General features: G+C 67.0%; 18 protein-coding genes and 3 pseudogenes. 18 read left to right on the top strand and 3 right to left on the bottom strand.

All coding sequences use genetic code 11. The features are described 5' to 3' along the window. Positions 1-39 precede the first annotated feature (39 nt). The 10 genes from JHD63_RS02615 to JHD63_RS02570 all read left to right on the top strand — a co-directional run bounded on the left by JHD63_RS02615 (position 40) and on the right by JHD63_RS02570 (position 12,463). Positions 40-1,839, top strand: coding sequence for an adenine deaminase C-terminal domain-containing protein (locus tag JHD63_RS02615; protein WP_198969100.1), 1,800 nt, complete (start codon positions 40-42; stop codon positions 1,837-1,839). 45 nt (positions 1,840-1,884) lie between these two features. Then, entirely contained in the window at positions 1,885-2,697 is an 813-nt protein-coding gene (locus JHD63_RS02610; RefSeq protein ID WP_198969099.1) for a cyclase family protein, read from the top strand. A 57-nt stretch (positions 2,698-2,754) separates the two neighbouring features. Continuing rightward, positions 2,755-4,083 carry an amidohydrolase gene (locus JHD63_RS02605; RefSeq protein ID WP_198969098.1) on the top strand — a complete coding sequence of 443 codons (1,329 nt, stop codon included), beginning with the start codon at positions 2,755-2,757 and terminating at the stop codon, positions 4,081-4,083. Between the two features lie 40 nt (positions 4,084-4,123). After that, complete coding sequence (locus tag JHD63_RS02600; protein ID WP_198969097.1) at positions 4,124-5,086, top strand: ABC transporter substrate-binding protein; 963 nt, start codon at positions 4,124-4,126, stop codon at positions 5,084-5,086. Continuing rightward, positions 5,079-5,849: an ABC transporter ATP-binding protein gene (locus JHD63_RS02595; protein WP_198969096.1), complete on the top strand. Its 771-nt coding sequence runs from the start codon at positions 5,079-5,081 to the stop codon at positions 5,847-5,849. The genes JHD63_RS02600 and JHD63_RS02595 overlap by 8 nt, the downstream gene beginning before the upstream one ends. A gap of 1 nt (position 5,850) precedes the next feature. Next, a complete protein-coding gene (locus tag JHD63_RS02590; RefSeq protein ID WP_198969095.1) occupies positions 5,851-6,615 on the top strand; it encodes an ABC transporter permease in 765 nt (254 codons plus the stop codon). Beyond that, positions 6,612-7,403, top strand: a complete 792-nt coding sequence (locus tag JHD63_RS02585) for an ABC transporter permease (RefSeq protein ID WP_198969094.1) — start codon at positions 6,612-6,614, stop codon at positions 7,401-7,403. The genes JHD63_RS02590 and JHD63_RS02585 overlap by 4 nt, the downstream gene beginning before the upstream one ends. A 224-nt stretch (positions 7,404-7,627) precedes the next feature. Continuing rightward, complete coding sequence (locus JHD63_RS02580) at positions 7,628-9,739, top strand: 3-hydroxyacyl-CoA dehydrogenase NAD-binding domain-containing protein (protein ID WP_198969093.1); 2,112 nt, start codon at positions 7,628-7,630, stop codon at positions 9,737-9,739. Positions 9,740-9,771: 32 nt separating this feature from the next. Beyond that, positions 9,772-11,247 (top strand): M20 family peptidase, encoded by a 1,476-nt coding sequence (locus tag JHD63_RS02575; protein ID WP_198969092.1) that lies wholly within the window; start codon positions 9,772-9,774, stop codon positions 11,245-11,247. Positions 11,248-11,287: 40 nt separating this feature from the next. Beyond that, entirely contained in the window at positions 11,288-12,463 is a 1,176-nt protein-coding gene (locus tag JHD63_RS02570) for an acetyl-CoA C-acyltransferase (RefSeq protein WP_198969091.1), read from the top strand. Between the two features lie 104 nt (positions 12,464-12,567). Here JHD63_RS02570 and JHD63_RS02565 read toward each other — a convergent pair. After that, positions 12,568-13,026 (bottom strand): annotated as a pseudogene (locus tag JHD63_RS02565) (dienelactone hydrolase family protein); the annotation flags it as partial. Positions 13,027-13,249: 223 nt separating this feature from the next. Here JHD63_RS02565 and JHD63_RS23865 point away from each other — a divergent pair. Next, positions 13,250-13,582, top strand: a complete 333-nt coding sequence (locus tag JHD63_RS23865) for a hypothetical protein (protein ID WP_233167516.1) — start codon at positions 13,250-13,252, stop codon at positions 13,580-13,582. A gap of 6 nt (positions 13,583-13,588) precedes the next feature. Here JHD63_RS23865 and JHD63_RS24940 read toward each other — a convergent pair. Together JHD63_RS24940 and JHD63_RS02555 are read right to left on the bottom strand one after the other, a co-directional pair. Next, positions 13,589-13,831 (bottom strand): annotated as a pseudogene (locus JHD63_RS24940) (styrene monooxygenase/indole monooxygenase family protein); the annotation flags it as partial. 490 nt (positions 13,832-14,321) lie between these two features. Then, positions 14,322-15,022 (bottom strand): annotated as a pseudogene (locus tag JHD63_RS02555) (SDR family oxidoreductase). 326 nt (positions 15,023-15,348) lie between these two features. On the opposite strand from JHD63_RS02555, the gene JHD63_RS24515 reads away from it, so the two are divergent. The 7 genes from JHD63_RS24515 (at position 15,349) to JHD63_RS02520 (ending at position 21,748) form a co-directional block, all read left to right on the top strand. Beyond that, the gene (locus tag JHD63_RS24515) at positions 15,349-15,477 is read left to right on the top strand and encodes a hypothetical protein (RefSeq protein ID WP_255519247.1); all 129 of its coding nucleotides are present in this window, start codon (positions 15,349-15,351) and stop codon (positions 15,475-15,477) included. 45 nt (positions 15,478-15,522) lie between these two features. After that, positions 15,523-17,340, top strand: a complete 1,818-nt coding sequence (locus tag JHD63_RS02545) for an acyl-CoA dehydrogenase (protein WP_198969089.1) — start codon at positions 15,523-15,525, stop codon at positions 17,338-17,340. Positions 17,341-17,384: 44 nt separating this feature from the next. Beyond that, positions 17,385-17,588, top strand: a complete 204-nt coding sequence (locus tag JHD63_RS02540) for a hypothetical protein (protein ID WP_198969088.1) — start codon at positions 17,385-17,387, stop codon at positions 17,586-17,588. A 111-nt stretch (positions 17,589-17,699) separates the two neighbouring features. Further along, on the top strand, positions 17,700-18,491 hold the full coding sequence (locus tag JHD63_RS02535) for an SDR family oxidoreductase (RefSeq protein WP_198969087.1): 792 nt from the start codon (positions 17,700-17,702) through the stop codon (positions 18,489-18,491). A 31-nt stretch (positions 18,492-18,522) separates the two neighbouring features. Beyond that, positions 18,523-18,966, top strand: a complete 444-nt coding sequence (locus JHD63_RS02530) for a PaaI family thioesterase (RefSeq protein ID WP_198969086.1) — start codon at positions 18,523-18,525, stop codon at positions 18,964-18,966. A gap of 95 nt (positions 18,967-19,061) precedes the next feature. Further along, the gene (locus JHD63_RS02525) at positions 19,062-20,078 is read left to right on the top strand and encodes an NADP-dependent oxidoreductase (protein WP_198969085.1); all 1,017 of its coding nucleotides are present in this window, start codon (positions 19,062-19,064) and stop codon (positions 20,076-20,078) included. Between the two features lie 2 nt (positions 20,079-20,080). Continuing rightward, entirely contained in the window at positions 20,081-21,748 is a 1,668-nt protein-coding gene (locus tag JHD63_RS02520) for an isovaleryl-CoA dehydrogenase (protein ID WP_198969084.1), read from the top strand. Positions 21,749-21,755 lie beyond the last annotated feature (7 nt).

Here is a 21,755-nt window from a genome sequence, read left to right as displayed (position 1 = left end):
TCCAGCACTTCGTCTCAAACCCATTCGCGGAGGTCCCACATGAACTTCATCCCGACTCCGGCGGTACCGCTGCTGCTCGCCATGCTGCTGGGCGCCAGCAGCACGTGGGCCGTGGGCAAGCCGCCATCGATCGAGGCGCTCAAGGCCGAATACAAGAAAACATTTGACATCATCGGCGGAAAGGCTCCGGCGGACCTGCTCATCAAGAACGTGCAGATTCTGGACGTCTACACCAACAGCGTTGAGCCGGGATCTCTGCTGATTCAGGGCGAGAAGATCATCGCCGTCAACCCCAGCCAAGCGATCAGCGCCAGGAAGGTGTTTGACGGCAAGGGCATGATCGCCATCCCCGGACTGATCGACGCTCACTTCCACGTCGAGTCGCAGTGGGTCACCCCGGCGGCGATGCAGAAGCTGCTGGTGCCGCATGGCACTACCTCGATCTACGCGGAGATCCCCGACCTTGTGAGTGCGGCAAAGTCGCAGGGCGTGGAAGCGGCCAAGGCGGTCTTCCTGGACTACGAGAAATTCCCCTACCGCATGTTCGTGCTTGCGCCGGGCAAGAAAGTGGATCTGCCCGCCGTCAGGACTTTGCTGGACTGGGAGCCCGTCATCGGCCTGGGGGAGTTGAACCACAACCTCCTGCTGGCCGGCCAGGACGCGGAGTTCGAGAAGCTGGCCATCGCCGCGTCGAGGGGCATGATCGTCGATGGCCACGTCGAATTCACCAAGTCGGCAAACCAAGTGAACCTGTTCCCCGCGCTGGGGACCACCAACAACCACAACGTGATCACCTACGCAGAGACGGTCACCAGCCTGCGCATGGGACTGCCCACCGTCGTGCGCGACATGCTGGGCAGCCTGGAAGCGATCATCCCCGGCGTTGTGAGCCACAAGCTGCCAACCGACAACCTGCTGCTGGGAACCGACAACATTTCCGTCAGCACCCTGGTGCAGAACGGTCACATGGACAACATCGTCCAGAAGGTGATCGGCATGGGCGTCAGCCCCATCGACGCCATCAAGATGGCCAGCTACAACGTCGCGCGCAGCTTCAAGATGGAAGACAAGCTGGGCTCCCTCACGCCGGGGCGTTACGCGGACATTCTGCTGATCCCGCGTATCGACCAGATCAAGCCTGCCTACGTCTTCAAGGGCGGCGAACTGGTGGCCGAGAACGGCCAGCTGATGCCAGGGAAGGAGATCAAGGTTGACTACTCCGCAGTGATCGCCACGGCCCGGCCCGGCCTTGACGACCTGAAGAAGGAGGACCTCGTGCTCCGACCGCTGGAACTGTCGGCCGACGGCAGCAAGGCGAAGGTGATGCTCTGGAACCAGTCCTTTGCCGACAAGGAGGTCTTCACCGAGCAGTGGCTGGACGTGAAGGACGGCAAGGTCGTGCCCGAGTTCAACGGCATGAATCTGGCGCGCATCTCCGTGGTGGAGCGCTACGCCAAGAACGGCAAACGCAACATCCTGAACGCCTACATCACCGGCTACACCATCACCAAGGGAGCCGTGGGCATGAACTTCTCATCGCCCTCGCAGCACATCGGCGTCATCGGCGCGACCGTGGACGACATCTACTCCGGCATCAAGGCGCTGGACAAATACACCGGGGCCTTCCTGACGGCTGAAGGCGGAAAGATCAAGACCGTGCTCGATCTGTCGATCTTCGGCATGATGACCAACCTGCAGGCCGAAGACATCGTGCAGGCACAGACCGCGCTGGCCAACGACGGTGTGGCGCAGGGCTACACCAGCAAGGTGGGCATGCCCTGGTACCGCCGAATGAGCTACATGTTCTTCTCGCTCGATCGGCATCGCAAGATCCATTGATGCGGGGCGTACCAGCCACCGCACGCTACCACCAGGATTTCCCAGATGCCCCGCCGCTTCATTGATCTTTCCATCTATCTCGAAAACGAGGTGCTGAGCGATCCGCCTCCGCTTGCGCCGAGAATCGAGTACTTCGCGCATGGCGATACGTTCGAGAGCATTGCGCAGTTCTTCCCCGGCCTGAAGCCCGCCGACCTGCCCGACGCGGAGGCCTGGGCCTTCGAGCGCGTGCACCTGAGCACGCACAACGGCACCCATCTCGACGCTCCCTACCACTTCCACAGCACCATGAACAAGGCGCTTGGGCGCGCGGAGCGCGCCATCACGATCGACGAGGTGCCGCTGGAGTGGTGCTTCCAGCCCGGAGTGAAGCTCGACTTCCGCCACCTGCCGGATGGCTACGTGGTCAGTGCCGCAGAGGTGGAAGCAGAACTGGCCCGCATCGGCCACACGCTCTCGCCCCTCGAAATCGTGGTGGTGAACACGCGCGCAGGCTTGCGCTACGGCCGCGCCGACTTCGTCTCGGCCGGCTGCGGCATGGGTTACGAGGCGACGGTGTACCTGCTCGAGCGCGGCGTTAAATTGACCGGCACGGATGCATGGAGCTGGGATGCGCCCTTCGTCCATACGGCCGAAAGGTACGCGGAAACCGGCAACGCCTCGCTGATCTGGGAAGGCCACAAGGCCGGCCGCGATATCGGCTACTGCCATCTCGAAAAGCTGCACAACCTGGAGGCGTTACCGGCCAACGGTTTCTACATATCTTGCTTCCCACACAAGATCCGCGGCGCCTCGGCAGGATGGACGCGAGCCGTGGCGATTTTTGACGACCTGCTCGACGCAGGCACCGCTGGCTGATTTGTTCGTTATCACGTGCGCCGTCCCATCGAGATGGCCACATCCTGGAGACAAGAAATGAACCCTTCATCGCTCATCCCTCGCGCTGCTTGCGCCGCCATTCTGACGATCGCCACTTCAGCAGCCGATGCGCAGACAGTGGACAAACTGGCCCCGGAGATCGGCGGCATGGTGAACGCAGTGTATCCCGAACTGGACGCGCTTTACAAGGACTTGCACCAGCATCCCGAACTCGCCTTCGAGGAAGTTCACACTGCCAGAAAGCTGGCTGCCGAAATGCGGGCTTTGGGATTTGACGTCACTGAGGGCGTTGGAAAGACGGGCTTGGTGGCCACGCTTCGCAATGGCATAGGCCCAACCGTAATGGTGCGCACCGACATGGATGGTCTGCCCATGGAGGAAAAGACCGGCTTGCCCTACGCCAGCAAGGCGAAGGCGCTCTACAAGGGCAAGGAAATCCAGGTAGCGCACAGTTGCGGGCATGACATCCACATGGCGAGTTGGATCGGCGCTGCACGCACACTGGTCGCTATGAAGGCGAAGTGGCAAGGTACTCTGATGTTTGTGGCCCAACCGGCCGAGGAGACCGTATCTGGCGCACGGGCCATGCTGGACGACGGTCTGTTCAAGCGCTTTCCCAAGCCGGCCTTCGCGTTTGCCTTGCACACATCACCCGGGCCCTATGGCGGGATCTCGACCAACGTGGGCGCGATGACAGCCTCTTCGGATATGGTGGAAATCACCTTCAAAGGTCGCGGGGGTCACGGCTCCGCGCCAGACAAGGCCATAGATCCGATCGTCATGGGTTCCCGCTTCATCACCGACGTACAAACGCTGGTCAGTCTGGAGAAAGACCCTCGCGAATTCGGAATCGTGACGTTCGGATCTTTTCAAGCAGGGACAGCGGGAAACATCATTCCCGACGCGGCGATGTTGCAGGGAACCATTCGCACCTACAACCCTGCGGTGAGAGAGAAGTTGTTGAGCGGCGTTCAGCGCGCGGCAAATGCCGCGGCCATGGCCTCCGGAGGTGTGCCTCCCGAGGTGTCACTCATCGAAGGTGGAATTGCCGTGGTCAACAGCGAACAGGTGGTGACGCGTGTCGAGGCTGTGCTGTCGGCCAGCTTCGGAAACAAGTACGTGCGACGCATGCCCCCACTGGCGGCCAGCGAGGATTTTTCGGCCTTCGTGAACGAGGGCGTGCCATCGATGTTCTTCATGATCGGAACGTCGGATCCGAAGCAGTTCGAGGCATCCAGAAAGCCCGGCGGAAAGCCGCTGCCTGCGAACCACTCGCCCTTCTTTGCCCCGATTCCAGAACCATCGATTAAGAATGGCGTCAGTGCGATGTCGCTCGCCGTCCTCAGCGTTTTGGCCGCGCCGTAGTGCAATCTCATCATCTGCTTGCACCCCACAGGAGACACATATGAAACGCAGAACAATTCTTCAAACCATTGCAGCTCTGTCGGCCACTGCCTCGCTGCCCTCTTTTGGCCAGGCCAGGAAGATCGCTTTTGGCTACACGGCAGTAACCGACTTCGCTTCCGTGTTCGTGGCCGCCGAGGAGGGTTTCTTCACCAAGCGCCAGTTGGACGTGGACTTGAAGTTCATCCCCAACGGCTCGACCATCCCCGCGGCCGTGCAGTCCGACTCTCTGCAGATCGGTGGGCCAACGCCCAGCGTCTTTCTGCAGTCGGTCGAGGGAGGCCTCGACCACGTGGTGGTCGCTGGCGGTGGCGTGACCTCCAAAGCCTCCACCAACGTGGCGCTGGTGGGCCGGGCCGGCAGTGGCGTGCGCTCGGCGCAGGATTGCGTGGGCAAGAAAATCGGGGTGCCCGGGCTTGGCGGCTTTCTGCATATGACCTTGCGCGCCTGGCTCAAGCAGCAAGGCGTGGATCAGAGGAAGGTGATCTTCGTTGAGGCCTCCTTCCCGCAGCACAACGACCTGATTCGCGGTGGCTCGCTGGATGCCGTGGTGTCCGTCGAACCGTTCGTGAGCCGCATCGTCGACAGCGGCGCCGGGTATGTGGCCTCCTACTACGGCACCTTCCTGCCCGACGGCAATCCCACCGTCCTGTATGTTGCCAAGCGAACCTGGGTGGACAGGAACCAAGGAACGGCACGGACGTTCCGTGAGGCTGTGCAGGAAGCAGCGGTTTTCATGCAAGACCCGAGGAACGCCGACAAGCTGAGGGCCCACGTTGGCAAGTACCTCAAGCTCCCGCCGGATGCTCTTGACAAGGTGCGCATCTCCCCGGCTGGCACCGTGGTCACGGAGAAGCAGCTCGGCTATTGGGTGGATCTAATGGCGGATCAAGGCGTCTTGCGCAGCAGGCTCAATGTCGGCGCGCTGTTGTTCAAGCCAAGCCCGGGCGCCCGCGATGTTTGAATCCGCGCTCGATTTTGACGAGGTGTCCATCCATCTCGGTGGGCGAGAGATTCTTTCGCCCACCAGCTTTTCGGTGAAGCCCGGCGAGTTCGTCTGCGTCATCGGTCCTTCGGGCTGCGGCAAGACGACCCTGCTGCGCGCGGCGGCGGGTTTTGTCACGCCCAGCGGTGGGCAGGTCAGCCGCAAGGGTCAGGCCATCATGGGGCCGTCCCGGGAGGTGGCTTTCGTGTTCCAGGACTACGGCCGCGCGCTGCTGCCGTGGCGTACGGTGCAGGCCAACGTGAGCCTGGCGCTGGAGGCGGCCCAGGTTCCGGCGGCGCAGCGGCAGGCCCGCATCGCCCGCGTGCTGGAGACGGTGGGTTTGTCGGCCCATGCCGGGAAGTTTCCGGCCCAACTCTCCGGGGGCATGCAGCAGCGGGTGCAGATCGCGCGCTGTCTGGCACAAGAGCCGGCGTTGATGATGATGGACGAACCCTTCGGCGCACTCGACGCCATGACCCGCGAGAGCCTGCAGGACGAGTTGGCGCGTCTGGTGCGCGAGCAGGGGCTGACGGTGATGTTCGTCACCCACGACCTGGAGGAGGCGATCTACCTGGGCGACCGTGTCATTGCCCTGCGCGCCAACCCCACAGCAGGAGAGCCCAGTCTGGCGGCGATGTTGGACGTGCCCTTGCCGCAGCCGCGCAACCAGCTCACCACCAAGGAGCACCCGGAGTTTCTGCGATTGCGCCGCGAACTCTATCAATACCTCGGGCATCACTGACATGGTGCGCGCGTTCAATCTGATACGGCCGCTCGTGTTCCCGGCAGCCCTTTTGCTGCTGCTGGAGGGCTGGGCACGCACCGCAGGCCAGGGCAGCGATGCCATCGCTCCGCCCACCTCCGCCTTGCGGGCGTTCGTCTCCAGCATCAGCAACGGCTCCCTGTTCGTGGCCACCGGTTTCACGCTGGGCAGCGCCGCGCTGGGTCTGCTGATCGGCAGTGCGCTGGGCATTTCGCTTGGCACGGTACTCGGGTTGTCGACACGTGCTGCCCGCGTGGGGTCGCTCACCATCCAGATGCTGCGGCCCGTGCCTTCGGTGGCGCTTATTCCGCTGGCCATGCTGGTGTTCGGCTTCGGTCCGGGGATGGAAGTCAGTGTGGTGGGCTTCGCTACTTTCTGGCCCATGCTGGTGCTGACCCAGGCCGCTACGCGGCAGGTCGATCCGCAACTGCTGGAGGTGGCGCGCGCGCTTCAGCTTTCACCTCTGAAGCGCTTCGTCAGCATCGTGCTGCCCAGCAGCGTGCCGCGCCTCTTCGTGGCGCTGCGACTGGGCGCGGCCATTGCCTTGGTGGTGGCGGTGACGGTGGAGATTGCCGCCAATCCGCACGGCATGGGTTATGCGCTGATGGTTGCGCAGCAGAGCCTGGACCCTGCCTTGATGCTGTCGTGGCTGTTCTGGATCGGCATGGTGGGCTTCGCCGTCAATGCGGGGACGCTGCGCTTGCAGCGCTGGGTGGCGCGGCGCATGGGGGAGGCGCAGCCATGAGCGGCGCCACTACGGCGGCACGGCCGCGACTGAGAGGGCATGCCGTCGAAGCCGCAGGTGCCGTCGGCATCTTGGCCGCGCTGGTAGTCCTGTGGTGGGCCGCCACGCATGGCGGCTGGGTCAGCAAGGTGTTCCTGCCGACTCCCGAGGCCACCTGGGCGAGCCTGCATTTCGGTCTGCAGGAGGGGGATTTGCTCTACCAGACCGGAGCCACTGTGCTTCGCATGGCGCTGGGCTGGGGCCTGGCTTCGGTCGCGGGCATGTTGTTGGGCGCGCTGATCGGCGCCTCCGCGGCAGCGCGCGCGTGGCTCGCGCCCACGCTCGAGTTCGTGCGGCCGCTGCCGGCCTCTGCGGTGATGCCCCTGGCCATGTCGATCTTCGGCTTGTCCAGCGGCATGGTGCTGTTCGTCGTCGCCTTCGGCGCCATGTGGCCGGTGCTGCTGAACACGGTCCATGGCATCGCCTCGGTGCACGTGCGTCTGCGCGAGGTGGCGCAGGCGCTGGAGATGCCGCGCCGCACCTTCGTCTGGAAGATCGGCTTGCCCAATGCGCTGCCCGATGTTCTGGCGGGCATGCGCCTGTCCATGATCGTGTCGCTGATCGTGTCCGTGGTGGGGGAGATGGTCGCGTCTCAGGACGGGCTGGGTCTGACCATCCTGCTGGCCGCGCGCTCGTTCCGCGCGGACGACCTCTTTGCAGGCATCTTGCTACTGGGAGCCATCGGCTTCCTGAGCAACAGCGTCCTGGCGGCTGCAGAACAGAGGCTCCTGAAGTGGCAACACCCTTGACGTCTTCGCGGAGTTGTATCTCAGCAGGAGATGCGGTTTCCGCGGGCAAGGCCAGCCTTCAGATCTTATGCAGCCCGCTCTTGTCCCCCCAGAGACAACCCTTCTTGCTCCGCTATGCGCTCCCTCCTAGAATGCTTCAGAAAAGCACGACCGTTCGCCGCCCGCAACGGCTACAAGCTCCGAGACATCCCCCTTCCGTATTCCCCAACCAAGGAACCCTCCGCATGACGGCTGAATACCGACTGCACGGCGACGTTGCCGTGATCTCCCTGAACAATCCTCCGGTCAACGGTCTGGGCCATGCCACGCGGCAGGGCATCACGGATGGGCTGGCCAAGGCGCAGGCGGACCAGGCCGTGAAGGCCATCGTGCTGACGGGGGCCGGCAAGGCCTTTTCGGGCGGCGCGGACATCAAGGAGTTCGGCTCGCCCAAGGCGCTGCAGGAGCCCAACCTGCTGAGCGTGATTCTGGCGGTGGAGAACACCTCCAAGCCGGTGGTGGCGGCCCTGCACACGGTGGCCATGGGCGGCGGGCTGGAGCTGGCGCTGGGCTGCCACTACCGCATCGCGGCGCCCGGCTGCAGCGTGGCGCTGCCCGAGGTCAAGCTGGGCCTGATCCCCGGTGCCGGCGGCACGCAGCGCCTGCCGCGCGTGCTGGGCGTGGAAACGGCTTTGAACATGATCGTCTCCGGCGAGCCGGTCAAGAGCGAGCTGCTGGCCCAGCAACCCGGCCAGAAGCTATTCGACAGAATGGCGGCCTCGGCCGACAGCCTGCTGGACGAGGCGCTGGCCTTCGCCCGTGAAGTGGCCGCCAAGCATGCGGATGGCAGCGCGCTGCCGCTGGTGCGCAACCTGCCTTGCAAGCACCCGCTGGGCGATGCGTACTTCCAGTTCGCGCGCAACATGGTCACCGGCATGGCCAAGAACTTCCCCGCGCCGCTCAAGTGCGTGGACGCGGTCGAGGCCGCCACCAGGAAGAAGTTCGACGAGGGCATGGCCTACGAGCGCGAACTGTTCACCAACCTGATGTGGACGCCCGAGTGCCGGGCGCTGCGCCACATCTTCGTGGCCGAGCGCGCCGCCTCCAAGATCCCGGACGTGCCCTCCGACACGCCGCAGCGCGCCATCCAGTCCGTGGCGGTGATCGGCGCCGGCACCATGGGCGGCGGCATCGCCATGAACTTCCTCAACGCCGGCATCCCGGTGAAGATCCTGGAGATGAAGCAGGAGGCGCTGGACCGCGGCATCGCCACCATCAGGAAGAATTACGAGGCCCAGGTCAAGAAGGGCAAGCTCAAGGCAGACAAGTACGAGCAGCGCATGGCCCTGCTCAGCACCACGCTGGACTACGCCGACCTGAAGGGCGCCGACCTGATCATCGAAGCGGTGTTCGAAGACCTGGGCGTGAAAGAGGCGGTGTTCCGCAAGCTCGACGAGGTCGCCAAGCCCGGTGCCATCCTGGCCTCCAACACCTCCACGCTGGACGTGGACAGGATCGCTGCCTTCACCAAGCGCCCGCAGGACGTGGTGGGCATGCATTTCTTCAGCCCGGCCAACGTGATGAAGCTGCTGGAGGTGGTGCGCGGCAAGGCCACCGCCAAGGACGTGCTGGCCACCGTCATGGGCGTGGCCAAGAAGATCCGCAAGACGGCGGTGGTGTCGGGCGTGTGCGACGGCTTCATCGGCAACCGCATGATCGAGCAGTACAGCCGCCAGGCCGGCTTCCTGCTGGAGGAGGGCGCCACGCCGCAGCAGGTGGACAAGGCCATCGAGAAGTTCGGCTTCGCCATGGGCCCGTTCCGCATGGGCGACCTGGCGGGCAACGACATCGGCTGGGCGATCCGCAAGCGCCGCTACGTCGAGAAGCCGGGCCTGAAGTACAGCAAGACCGCCGACCTGCTGTGTGAAATGGGCCGCTTCGGCCAGAAGACCGGCGCCGGCTGGTACGACTACCAGCCGGGCAAGCGCGATGCCATTCCCTCGAAGCTGGTCACCGACATGATCGAGCAGTACCGCAAGGACCAGGGCATCACGCCGCGCAAGATCAGCGACGAAGAGATCGTGCAGCGCCTGGTGTACGCGCTGGTGAACGAGGGCGCGCAGATCCTGGAGGACGGGATCGCCTCCAAGGCCAGCGACATCGACGTGGTCTACCTCACGGGCTATGGCTTTCCGGTCTGGCGCGGTGGCCCCATGCACTATGCCGACCAGGTGGGCCTGTTCAACGTGATGCAGAGCATGCAGCGCTTTGCCCGCAACCCGCAGGACGACGCCGAATTCTGGCAGCCCGCGCCGCTGATCCGGAAGCTGGTGGCAGAAGGCAAGCAGTTCAGCTGACTGAGAAGGCTGCGAAGCGACCCTGAGCGCCCATGTTGAAACGCATTTCCCTCGGGCTGCTGCTGGCGATCGTCCTGCTGCTGGCGGCCGTGGTGCTCAGGACCTTGGCCACGCCATCGCAGCAACTGGCGGTGGCGCCCGCACCCCGGCCGGACATCGACCTGCAGGCAGCCGCCCGACGGCTGTCCACCGCGATCACCTTCCGCACCGTGTCCAGCCTTGAAGACCCGGCCGCCAGCCTGGCCGAGTTCGACAAGCTGCACGTCTACCTGGAGCGGCAATTCCCCAAGGTCCACGCCACCCTCAAGAAGGAAGTGGTGGGACAGAAGGCGCTGCTCTACACATGGCCCGGTACCGACCCGAATGCGCCGCCCATCGCGCTGATGGCGCACCAGGACGTGGTGCCGATCGCGCCCGGCACGGAAGCCGTCTGGACGGTCGACCCCTTCGCCGGCGAGATCAGGGACGGCTTCGTCTGGGGCCGCGGCACGCTCGACAACAAGAGCAATCTCTTCGCGCAGATGGAGTCCGTCGAACTGCTCATTGGCAGCGGCTTCAAGCCGAAGCAGACCGTCTACCTCGTGATGGGCGACGACGAAGAGGTGAGCGGCCTGCGTGGCGCGCGGCCCATCGCGGAACTGCTCAAGTCGCGCAACGTGCGCCTGGACTTGGTGCTCGACGAGGGCCTGCTGGTGCTCGATGGCGTGCTGCCCGGTCTTTCCAGGCCTGCGGCCCTGATCGGCGTGGCCGAGAAGGGCTACGGCACCTTCTTCCTGTCGCTCGACACCGCTCCGGGCGATTCGTCGATGCCTCCGCAGCACAGCGCCATCGGCAGCATGAGCGCGGCGCTGGCACGGCTCGAAGCCCACCCGATGCCCGGCGGCATCCAGGGCGTGGCCGGCCAGATGTTCGGCGCGCTCGCGCCGGAGATGAGCGGCATCAACCGGGTGATGCTGTCCAACCTGTGGCTCACCGAGCCGCTGGTGCGCGGCCAGCTCGAGAAGAGCCCGAGCAGCAACGCCATGCTGCGCACCACCGCCGCGCTGACCATCGTGCGCGCCGGCAACAAGGACAACGTGCTGCCGGGCCGCGCCGAGGCTGCCGTCAACTTCCGCATCCTGCCGGGCGACACGCTCGCCAGCGTCGAGGCGCACCTGCGCAGGCAACTGGCCAACGACGATATCAAGATCAAGCAGTACCCCGGCAACTCGGAGCCCTCGCCCGTATCGCCCACCGACAGCGCCGGCTACCGCGCGATCCGGCAGGCGGTGCGCCAGAGCTTCCCGGATGCGGTGGTGGCCCCCGGCCTCATGACCGCCGCCACCGACTCGCGCCATTTCGCGCTGGTGAGCGACGCCGTCTTCCGCTTCTCGCCGTTCCGGGTGAAGGGCGAAGACCTGGCGCGCTTCCACGGCACCAGCGAACGCCTGGCCATCGCCAACTACGGCGAGATGATCGGCTTCTATCGCCAGCTCCTGAGCAACGCCAACGCTGCTCCGGCGCAATGACGACAAGCTCTTTTCCCACCCATCTTCAAAGGACCTCACCATGACCAGCGCCGTCATTGTTTCCACTGCCCGCACGCCGCTCGCCAAGAGCTGGAAGGGGGCCTTCAACATGACGCACGGCGCCACGCTCGGCGGCCACGCGGTGCAGCACGCCATCGCGCGTGCCGGCATCGAAGCCGCCGCCGTCGATGACGTCATCATGGGCTGCGCCACGCCCGAAGGCGCCACCGGCTCCAACATCGCGCGCCAGATCGCGCTGCGCGCCGGCTGCCCGGTCACCACTTCGGGCATGACCATCAACCGCTTCTGCTCCTCCGGCCTGCAGACCATCGCCACCGCCGCGCAGCGCATCATCGCGGGAGAGGGCGAGGTCTACGTGGCCGGCGGCGTCGAGAGCATCTCCTGCGTGCAGAACGAAGCCAACAAGCACATGCTGGCCGACCCGTGGCTGGTCCAGCACAAGCCCGAGATCTACTGGAACATGCTGCAGACCGCCGAGCAGGTCGCCAAGCGCTACAACATCGGCCGCGACGCCATGGACGAATACGGCGCCGCCAGCCAGCAGAAGGCCACCGCCGCACTCGAAGCCGGCCGCTTCAAGGATGAGATAGCGCCCATCACCGTGATGGCCGGCGTGGCCGACCCGGTGCTGGGCCTGCGCACCAAGGAAGTCACGCTTGAGAACGACGAGGGCATCCGCCCCGGCACCACCAAGGAAGGCATCAGCGGCATCCGTCCGGCCCTTCCGGGCGGCCTGATCGCGGCCGGCAACGCCAGCCAGTTCTCCGACGGCGGCGGCGCCTGCGTGGTGGTGCACGAGAAGTACGCCGAGCAGAAGGGCCTCAGGCCGCTGGGCCGCTTCCTCGGCTTTGCCGTGGCCGGCTGCGAGCCGGACGAGATGGGCATCGGCCCGGTCTTCGCCATTCCCAAGGTGCTCAAGCGCCTGGGCCTCACGGTCAACGACATCGACCTGTGGGAGCTGAACGAAGCCTTCGCCGTGCAGGTCATCTACTGCCGCGACAAGCTCGGCATTCCGGCCGACCGCCTGAACGTGGACGGCGGCGCCATCGCCGTGGGCCACCCCTATGGCGTCAGCGGCCAGCGCCTGACCGGCCACGCGCTCATCGAAGGCAAGCGCCGCGGCGCCAAGAAGGTGGTGGTCACCATGTGCATCGGCGGCGGCATGGGCGCCGCAGGGGTGTTCGAAGTGATCTGATCCTCCCCGCCTGGGGGTTCACCCTCTTCGGCACATGGGCCGCGCCGGGTGTCCTGCCCGGCGCGGCCTTTTCCTTTTCCATGCGCATGCCGAGGGATGCGCGCCTACGCGGACTTCGCCCAGCGGGCCATCAGCGTGTTCGAAGGCAGGTTCTCGTCGAGCAGCTTGCGCGCGGTTTCCACGCCGGCCACCGGCAGCCCCGTAGGATCCAGCCTGCCGATCTGGACCAGCACGCTGGCCTAGTCCCAGTAGATGTGCTCGTGGCAGAGCTTGTCGCCGCGAAACTTCACGATGGCCACGAGCGGGATCTCCACGCGCTTGCCCGTGGGCGGTGTGCCGGGCAGCAGCCAGTCGATCTCGCAGCTGTGGGTGAAGCAGAACAGCATCTCGTCCACGATCTGGCTGGTGCCGATGGTGCGCGAGATCGGGATCAGCGTGGTGTCGGGCGGGTTCGCATCGACGAAGTGGTGGCGGTAGAAGCGCGACAGCATTCGGTGGCCCACGCCGCCGGTCATCGTGGGGATGTGGTTGACATAGGGCTCGGCCACGCGGCTTGCATGCGTGTCGGGTGCGGTGCTCATGGGGTGGGGGCTCCTTGGGGGTGCAATGTGGTGTAGCGGCCGTCGGCGTAGAGCAGCGGCGCATGGCGCCCCGGGCGCAGCTGCACGGCCTTGATCTCGCCGATGAGATGCGCCGCGCCACCGCAGGCGAGGCCGCTGCGCTGCCCAGCAAGCGCATCAGGTGCGCAGGCGGCGGCGCCAGCATGGCGTTGGTCCAGCCGCTCACATGCGTGCCGTAGCCGTTCCAGAAGCGCTCGAAGATGTCGTGCATGAAGACCTCGTCGAATGCCGCCTGGCCCTGCGCGACGATGGCGCTTTCCACTGCATGCGCGAATTCCGGGGCATTGTTCGAGCCCTGACCGGTGATCGGATCGTTGAGCATCACCGCGCCGGCCATGCCCATCACCAGGCGGCCGCTGGGCAGGCGTCCAACCGGCTTGCGCACCGTCGGCGGGAAGGCGCCGCTGAGAAGGCCGTTGGCGTCGGTGAGTTCCACCTGTGTGCAGCGCGCGGCCTCCCAGGGCAGAAAACGCCGCAGGATCTCCAGGGAGCGTGCTAGGTGCTCTGCGGGGCCGCGGACGCCGGCCCAGCAGTCCATGGGGCCGCCGGGGATGCCTTCGAACACCATGATCTCGCAAGGGCCGCTGTGCGTGAGCGCGGGGAACACGAAGTACTCGCCCACGCCCGGGATCAGGTTGAAGCACGCCGCGCTGTGTTCCTCGCGCGGCCGCATGCCATGCACGTAGGTCAGCGCCAGGGCGTGCTGGGGCCGGTCGTAGGGGCTGCGGTCGGTGTCGCGCTCGAACATCCTGGCGATCGCGCCCTTGCCGGCCGCCACGATCACCAGATCGTGCGCGCGCGTGCACTGTTCCAGGTCCTCGATCTCGGCGTCCTTGAAGATCAGTTTTCCGCCGCGCCGGCCGAAGGTGTCCATCCAGCCGGGCACCTTGAGGCGCTGGTCGACCGACTGCGCGACATGGTCGAGCCGGTGGCTCCAGCTCAGCGCCTTCACGCCTGGCTGCCCGGGGTGGGGGACGGCGAAGGAGATGCCTTCCACCGGCGGGCAGTCCTGCTCCCAGAAGGCGAGGCCGCGGTCCCGCTCCAGTTGCAGGCTGTCATGGAACATGCATTGGCTGGACATGACCTTGCCGTGGCGGATCTCGTCCGCCGAGCGGTTCGAGACGACGGTCACACCATAGCCTCGAGCCTGCAGGCCCAGGGCAAGCTGCAGGCCGGACTGGCCGGCGCCGACGATGAGGATGTTGCGCATGGGTGTCTCCAGATGTTCGTGATGCGGCTCAGGCCATCAGTTTCGGGATCGCCGGCTCGAAGGATTCGGGGCCCATGGCCGAATAGCCGCCTCCACGGCGTAGTCCGCCCTGGTGACGAAGCTGGCGTGGTCGGAGCACAGGAACAGCACCACCTGCGCCACCTCCTCGGGGTCGCCGACGCGGCGCAGCATGTGGAACGGGGCGGCCACGCGATCGGTCTTGGCGCGGTCGCCGTGCGTGAGCTGGTCCATGATGGCCGACCAGGTCCAGCCGGGCGAGACGCTGTTGACGCGGATGTTGTCGGGCGCCAGGTCCAGCGCCATGTTGCGCGTGAGTTGCACCAGCGCGGCCTTGCTGGTGGGATAGAGCCATCACCGCCTGCAGCATCACGACTGCGCTGGCCACGTTCACGTTGAGCGCCGCGAGCCAGTCCGCGCACGGCGATTCGACGCCGTTGTCGACGTAGCTGCAGGCCAGGCTGACCAGGAAGTCCACCTGGCCGAAACGCGCGGCCGTCTCGTCGGCACAGGCGCGGACCTGGGCGTCGTCGGTGATGTCGGTGCGGCGGAACCACACCTTGTCCCCGCCAGCGCAGCTGGCGGCGACGCGCGCGCCGCCTTCGGCATCGATGTCGGCCCGGCCTCGTGCAATGCGCGCACCACGCCCGCGCCGATCAGGGTCGCCCCGCCGGTCACGATTGCCACCTTGTCCTGCAAGCCCTTGAACATCGCCATCTCCTCTTATCGTGGGGATGGGCCGAACGATAGGCAGCGCCGGGCGCGCGCGGAATCCGCAAAGCGCGGGCGCCATCCCGAATGCGCAGTTCTTTGCGCGGCCCTGCGGGCCGGCCCCGATATGCAGGAAGAGGCCTTTTGGTCGCCGAGCCCTTCACGCTGGTCGACCTGTGCCGCCACCTGGGCGTGAGTGCGCGGGGCCTGCGGCAGGCCTTCGCCGCCGCCTTCGGCGAAAGCCCGATGGCCCACTGGCGGGGGATGCGCCTGGACCTGGTGCACCGGGCCCTGGTGAGCGGGGCCGCCTGCGCCGCGCCGGCGCCTTGGCGAGGCTTGCCGAGCGCTACGGTTTCTTCCATGCGGGCCATTTCGCGGCGCACTACCAGCGGCGCTTCGGCGAGCGCCCGAGCGACACGGCACGTGTCCTGAAGGAGTCAGCGTCGCCGCATTGATTCCAGTACATTGACCGGCTTGTCTCCCTCCTGCACGGCACGGCCATGACGTTTCGCTCCACGCTCGACTTCCTGCTCTACGACTGGCTCGATGCCGAGTCGCTGAACCAGCGGGAACGCTTTGCCGACCACTCGCGCGAGACCTTCGACGCGGTGCTCGACACCTGCGAGCGCATCGCGCGCGAGAAATACGCGCCGTTCAACCGCACGGTCGATACCCAGGAGCCGCACTTCGACGGCGAGAAGGTCATCCTGCCGCAGGCCACGCACGACGCGCACAAGGCCTTCGTCGAGTCGGGAATGCTGAGCGCAGCGCAGGACTACGACGTCGGCGGCATGCAGTTGCCCTATACGCTGCAGGCCGCGGCCAACAGCTTCTTCGCGATGGCCTCGGTGAGCATCGGCTCCAACATGCTCACCAGCGGCAACGCCAACCTGTTGATGGTGCACGGTACCGACAAGCAGAAGGAGGTGTTCGCGCTGAACGAGTTCTCCGGCCGCTGGGCCGGCACCATGTGCCTGTCGGAGCCGCAGGCCGGCTCGTCGCTGAGCGACGTGGCCACGCGCGCCGTGCCCGACGGCCCCGACTTCCAGCACGACCCGCTCGGTCCGCGCTACCGCCTCACCGGCAACAAGATGTGGATCTCGTCGGGCGACCACGAACTGACCGAGAACATCGTGCACATCGTGCTGGCCAAGATTCCCGACGAGAACGGCAAGCTGGTGCCGGGCACGCGCGGCATTTCGCTGTTCATCGTGCCCAAGCGCATGGTCGACGCCAAGGGCCGGCTCACCGGCCAGCGCAACGACGTGGCGCTGGCGGGCCTCAACCACAAGCTGGGCTGGCGCGGCACCACCAACACGCTGCTGAACTTCGGCGAGGGCAAGTACCCCGTCGGCGGCAAGGCCGGCGCGGTGGGCTACCTGGTGGGCGAGCCCGGCAAGGGCCTGCACTGCATGTTCCACATGATGAACGAGGCCCGCATCGGCGTGGGCACTGCGGCCGTCATGCTGGGCCTGGCGGGCTACTACGCGTCGCTCGACTACGCGAAGAACCGGCCGCAGGGCCGGCCCGTTGGGCCCGCCGGCAAGGATGCCGCGCGCCCGCAGGTGCGCATCATCGAGCACGCCGACGTGCGGCGCATGCTGCTGGCGCAGAAGTCCTATTGCGAAGGCGCACTGGCGCTGGAACTGTACTGCGCGCGGCTGGTGGACGAGCAGAAGACCGGCGACGCCCAGGCCGCGGACGACGCCCGCCTGTTGCTGGAAGTACTCACGCCGATTGCCAAGAGCTGGCCCAGCGAGTGGTGCCTGGAGGCCAACTCGCTCGCCATCCAGGTCCATGGCGGCTATGGCTATACGCGCGACTTCCCGGTCGAGCAGTACTGGCGCGACAACCGCCTGAACATGATCCACGAGGGCACGCACGGCATCCAGGCCACCGACCTGCTGGGCCGCAAGGTGCGCATGGAAGGCGGCCGCGGCCTGCTGCTGCTGGCCGGCCGCGTCAACGCCACCATCGAGCGCGCCCTCCAGCGGCCCGAGCTGGCCGAGCACGCCAACGCCCTGGGCGCGGCGCTGGCCCAGGTCGGCGCCGCCACCAAGGCCGCCTGGGCCACCGAGGACCCGGCCGCGGCGCTGGCCAACGCCGTGCCCTACATGCAGGCCTTCGGCCACCTGGCGCTGGCCTGGATCTGGCTGGACGTGCTGCTGGCGGTGCAGGACGAAACCCCCGCCGCCCAGGGTCGGCGCGCGGCGGCGCGCTACTTCTACCGCTATGAGCTGCCCCGGATCGGCGCCTGGCTGCAGGTGGTGCGCACGCGGGACCAGACCTGCGTGGAACTTCCGGAGGATGGGTTTTGACGACACGCCCTAAGATGCAGGCTCCTCCGCCGCACCGCCTTCCCATGACCACTTCCGCCCGCCTCAAGCGCATTGAACGCCTCGTCTGGATCTTCATCTACGGCGGCCTGCTGACCCTGGTACTGGGCGTGGCGGTTCACGACGTGGACGAGCGCCTGGGCCAGTGGCTGATGGTGGGCGGAGGGCTCGCCGCGCTGGTTGGAGCCGGCCTGATACTCTGGCGCGCGCGCCTCGGCGAGGACGAATGAGCGGCACTATCGCCGGCGTGACAGCGCCGCGCGAGGGCGCTTGAACACAATCGGCCAAGAACCTGGCTCGCGGCGCATGCTGCCAGCGAATCACCAACGCACGGAGACACCATGACCCGATCGATCCCGCAACTGTTCGACCTCACCGGCAAGAATGCCCTCGTCACCGGCGGCTCGCGCGGCCTGGGCCTGCAAATGGCCCATGCGCTGGGCGAGGCCGGCGCGCGGGTGATGCTTTCGTCGCGCAAGGCGGGCGACCTGGAAGAGGCGGTGGCCGACCTGCAGGCCGCCGGCATCGACGCGCGCTGGGTGGCGGCCGACTGCGCCCGCGAGCAGGACGTGCAGCACCTGGCCGACGAGACCCTGCAGCGCATGGGGCCGGTCGACATCCTGGTCAACAACGCCGGCGCCAGTTGGGGCGCGCCGGCCGAGGACCACCCGGTCGAGGCCTGGGACAAGGTCATGAACCTCAACGTGCGCGGCTACTTCCTGCTGTCGCAGCAGATCGCCAGGAAGAGCATGATCCCGCGCCGCAGCGGCAGCATCATCAACCTGGCCTCCATCGCCGGGCTGGGCGGCAACCCGCCGGCCATGAAGACCATCGCCTACAACACCTCCAAGGGCGCGGTAATCAACTTCACCCGCACCCTGGCCGCCGAATGGGGCCGCTACGGCATCCGCGTCAACGCGATCTGCCCGGGCTTCTTCCCGAGCAAGATGACGGCCGGCCTGCTGGCCGCCATGGGCGAGAAAGAGATGGCAGCCCACGCGCCGCTGGGACGCCTGGGCGACGACGAGGACCTGAAGGGCCTGTGCGTGCTGTACGCCTCGGATGCCGGCAAGCACATCACCGGCCAGTGGCTGGCGGTGGACGGTGGCGTGAGCGCCGTGACCGGGGGATGATGGCGGCTTTCACCAAAGCCCTGCTTTTTTCATGAGCCTGCAGAACGACTACATCGAGCGCTGGACCCGGGGCCGCATCCCGTTCGCCCACCACCTGGGCTTCACGCTGGAGCGCATCGGCGAGGGCGAGTCCGAGCTGCACTACACCGCGCGGCCCGAGCACCTGAACGCCCATGGCGTGACCCACGGCGGCGCGGCCATGACGCTGATGGACGTGGCCATGGCGGCGGCGGCGCGCAGCGTCGACTTCGAGATGGGCGTGGTCACGATCGAGATGAAGACCAGCTTCCTGCGGCCGGCCAGCGGCCCCTTGGCCGCGCGCGGCAGGCTGCTGCACCGTACCGGCAGCATGGCCTTCGTCGAGGCCCGCATCCTGGACGAAAGCGGCGCCCTGTGCGCCCATGCCACAGGCACCTTCAAGTACGTCAAGCGCCGCGTGCCGGCGGGCGCCGGCGATGGCATTTCGACCGATTGATTTCAAGTAAAAAACGGCTGTAGCCCAGGTTCTATCTGGGCTACTAGCTATAAAAACCGTAGCTACCGCCCACCCGGGCGCCCAAGGAGAACCGCATGCCACAGAACCGCCAGATCCTGCTCGACAGCCGCCCGCAGGGCGAAGCGAGCGCCAGCAACTTCAAGCTCGTGACCGCCGACACGCCCGCGCTGCAGGACGGCCAGGTGCTGGTGCGCCACCACTACCTGAGCCTGGACCCGTACATGCGCGGCCGCATGAACGACAGCAAGAGCTACGCCGCGTCCCAGCCGCTGGGCGAGGTGATGATCGGCGGCACCGTGGGCGAGGTGGTGGAGAGCCGCTCGCCCAAGTTCGCGGTGGGCGACCAGGTGGTCGGCATGGGCGGCTGGCAGGAGTACAGCGTGGTCGATGCCGCCCAGCCGGGCGCGCTGCGCAAGGTCGATACCACCCACGTGCCGCTGTCGCACTACCTGGGCGCGGTCGGCATGCCGGGCGTCACGGCCTGGTACGGGCTGGTCAAGATCATCGCGCCCAAGGCCGGTGAAACGGTGGTGGTCAGCGCCGCCACCGGCGCGGTCGGCAGTGCCTATGGCGCACTGGCCAAGGCGCGCGGCTGCCGCGTGGTGGGCATTGCCGGCGGCCCGGACAAGTGCCGGTACGCGCGGGAGGAACTGGGCTTCGACGCCTGCGTGGACCACCGCGAGCACGGTGACCTCAAGTCCATGTCGCGCGCCCTGAAGGAAGCCTGCCCGCACGGCATCGACGGCCATTTCGAGAACGTCGGCGGCTACATCCTCGACGCCGTGCTGCTGCGCGCCAACGCCTTCGCCCGCGTGGCGGTGTGCGGCATGATCGCCGGCTACGACGGCCAGCCGCTGCCGCTGCAGAACCCGGCGCTGATCCTGATCAACCGCATCAAGATCGAGGGCTTCATCGTCAGCGAGCACATGGAGGTCTGGCCCGAGGCGCTGAAGGAGCTGGGCACGCTGGTCGCCACCGGCAAGCTCAGGCCGCGCGAGACCATCGCGCAGGGCATCGAAGCGGCGCCCGAGGCCTTCCTCGGCCTGCTCAAAGGCAGGAACTTCGGCAAGCAACTGGTCAAGCTGGTGTAGCCATGACGCCGGTCATCGCGGCTCCGACGGACACCCACGAGGTCTTCAACCAGAGCACGCCGCTGGCCGACCTCAACCTGTTCGACACCCACCACGCGCTGCAGGACGCCCTGCGGCTGCAAGCGCCCGGCCTGGACGCCGCGCAACTGCAGCCGCTGCGCCAGCTGGGCGCGCGCGCCGGCTCGGCCGCCATGCAGGCCCATGCCCGGCTGGCCAACACGCACCTGCCGCAGTTGCACACGCACGATCGCTTCGGCCGCCGCATCGACGAGGTCGAGTTCCACCCGAGCTACCACGTCCTGCTGGAGGCGGCGGTCGGCGCCGGCCTGCACGGCACGCCCTGGGCGGGCGGGCGCCATGCCCACCTGCTGCGCGCGGCCGGCTTCATGCTGTTCACCGAACTCGAGCCCTCGGTGCTGTGCCCCGTCTCCATGAGCTACGCCGCCACGCCCGCGCTGCGGGGCAACCCGGCGCTGGCGGCCGAGTGGGCGCCCAAGCTCGCCAGCCGCGCCTACGAGCCGCGCATGGCCTTCGTCGCCGACAAGCCCGGCGTGACCATGGGCATGGGCATGACCGAGAAGCAGGGCGGCTCGGACGTGCGCGCCAACACCACCCAGGCCGTGCGCGACGGCAGCGACGCCTGGGGCGAGCGCTACACTATCACCGGTCACAAGTGGTTCTTCTCCGCGCCCATGTGCGATGCCTTCCTGGTGCTGGCCCAGGCCCCGGCCGGGCTCAGTTGCTTCTTCCTGCCGCGCGTGCTGCCCGACGGCACGCACAACGCACTGCGCATTCAGCGCCTGAAGGACAAGCTGGGCAACAAGGCCAACGCCAGCTCGGAGGTCGAGTTCGTCAATGCCCAGGCCTGGCGGGTGGGCGAGGAGGGCCGCGGCGTGCCGCAGATCCTGGAGATGGGCACCATGACCCGGCTCGACTGCGCGCTCGGCAGCGCCGGCCTGATGCGCCAGGCCCTGGCGCTGGCCCTGCACCACACCGCCCTGCGCCATGCCTTCGGCAAGCCGCTCATCGCCCAGCCGCTGATGCGCAACGTGCTTGCCGACCTGGCGCTGGAGAGCGAGGCCGCCACCGCCCTGGCCCTGCGCCTGGCCCATGCCTTCGACCAGCCGGACGACCCGCACCAGCAGGCCATGGCCCGGCTGCTCACGCCGGTGGCCAAGTTCTGGATCTGCAAGCGCGGCAGCCACTTTGCGCAGGAAGCCATGGAATGCCTGGGCGGCAACGGCTATGTGGAGGAGGGCGGCCAGGGCGTCATGGCCCGCATCTACCGCGAGATGCCGCTCAACTCGATCTGGGAGGGCGCCGGCAACATCATGGCGCTGGACCTGCTGCGCGCCATGCGCCGCGCCGACGCCGCCGCCGCGCTGGCGCAGGAACTGGCGCCCGCCCGGGGCGCCCACCGCGCGCTGGACCGCCTGGCGGCCGCCCTGCCCACGCGCGTCGAGGAGATGGCCACCGAACTCGAGGCGCGCCGCCTGGCGCAGGACGTGGCGCTGGCCGTGCAGGCCGCGCTGCTGCACCAGTGCGCGCCGGCCGCCGTGTTCGGCGCCTTCTGCGACTCGCGCCTGGGCGGCGACTGGGGCCATGCCTTCGGCACCCTGGGCGCCGGCACCGACTTCGACACCCTCCTGCAACGGGCCATGCCCCGATAAGGAAAGC

Source organism: Xylophilus sp. ASV27 (genome assembly GCF_016428875.1).
Classification (GTDB): Bacteria; Pseudomonadota; Gammaproteobacteria; order Burkholderiales; family Burkholderiaceae_C; genus Xylophilus.
The sequence above is the reverse complement of the archived record's forward strand: the minus strand, read 5'-3'. Positions and strand labels throughout refer to the sequence as shown.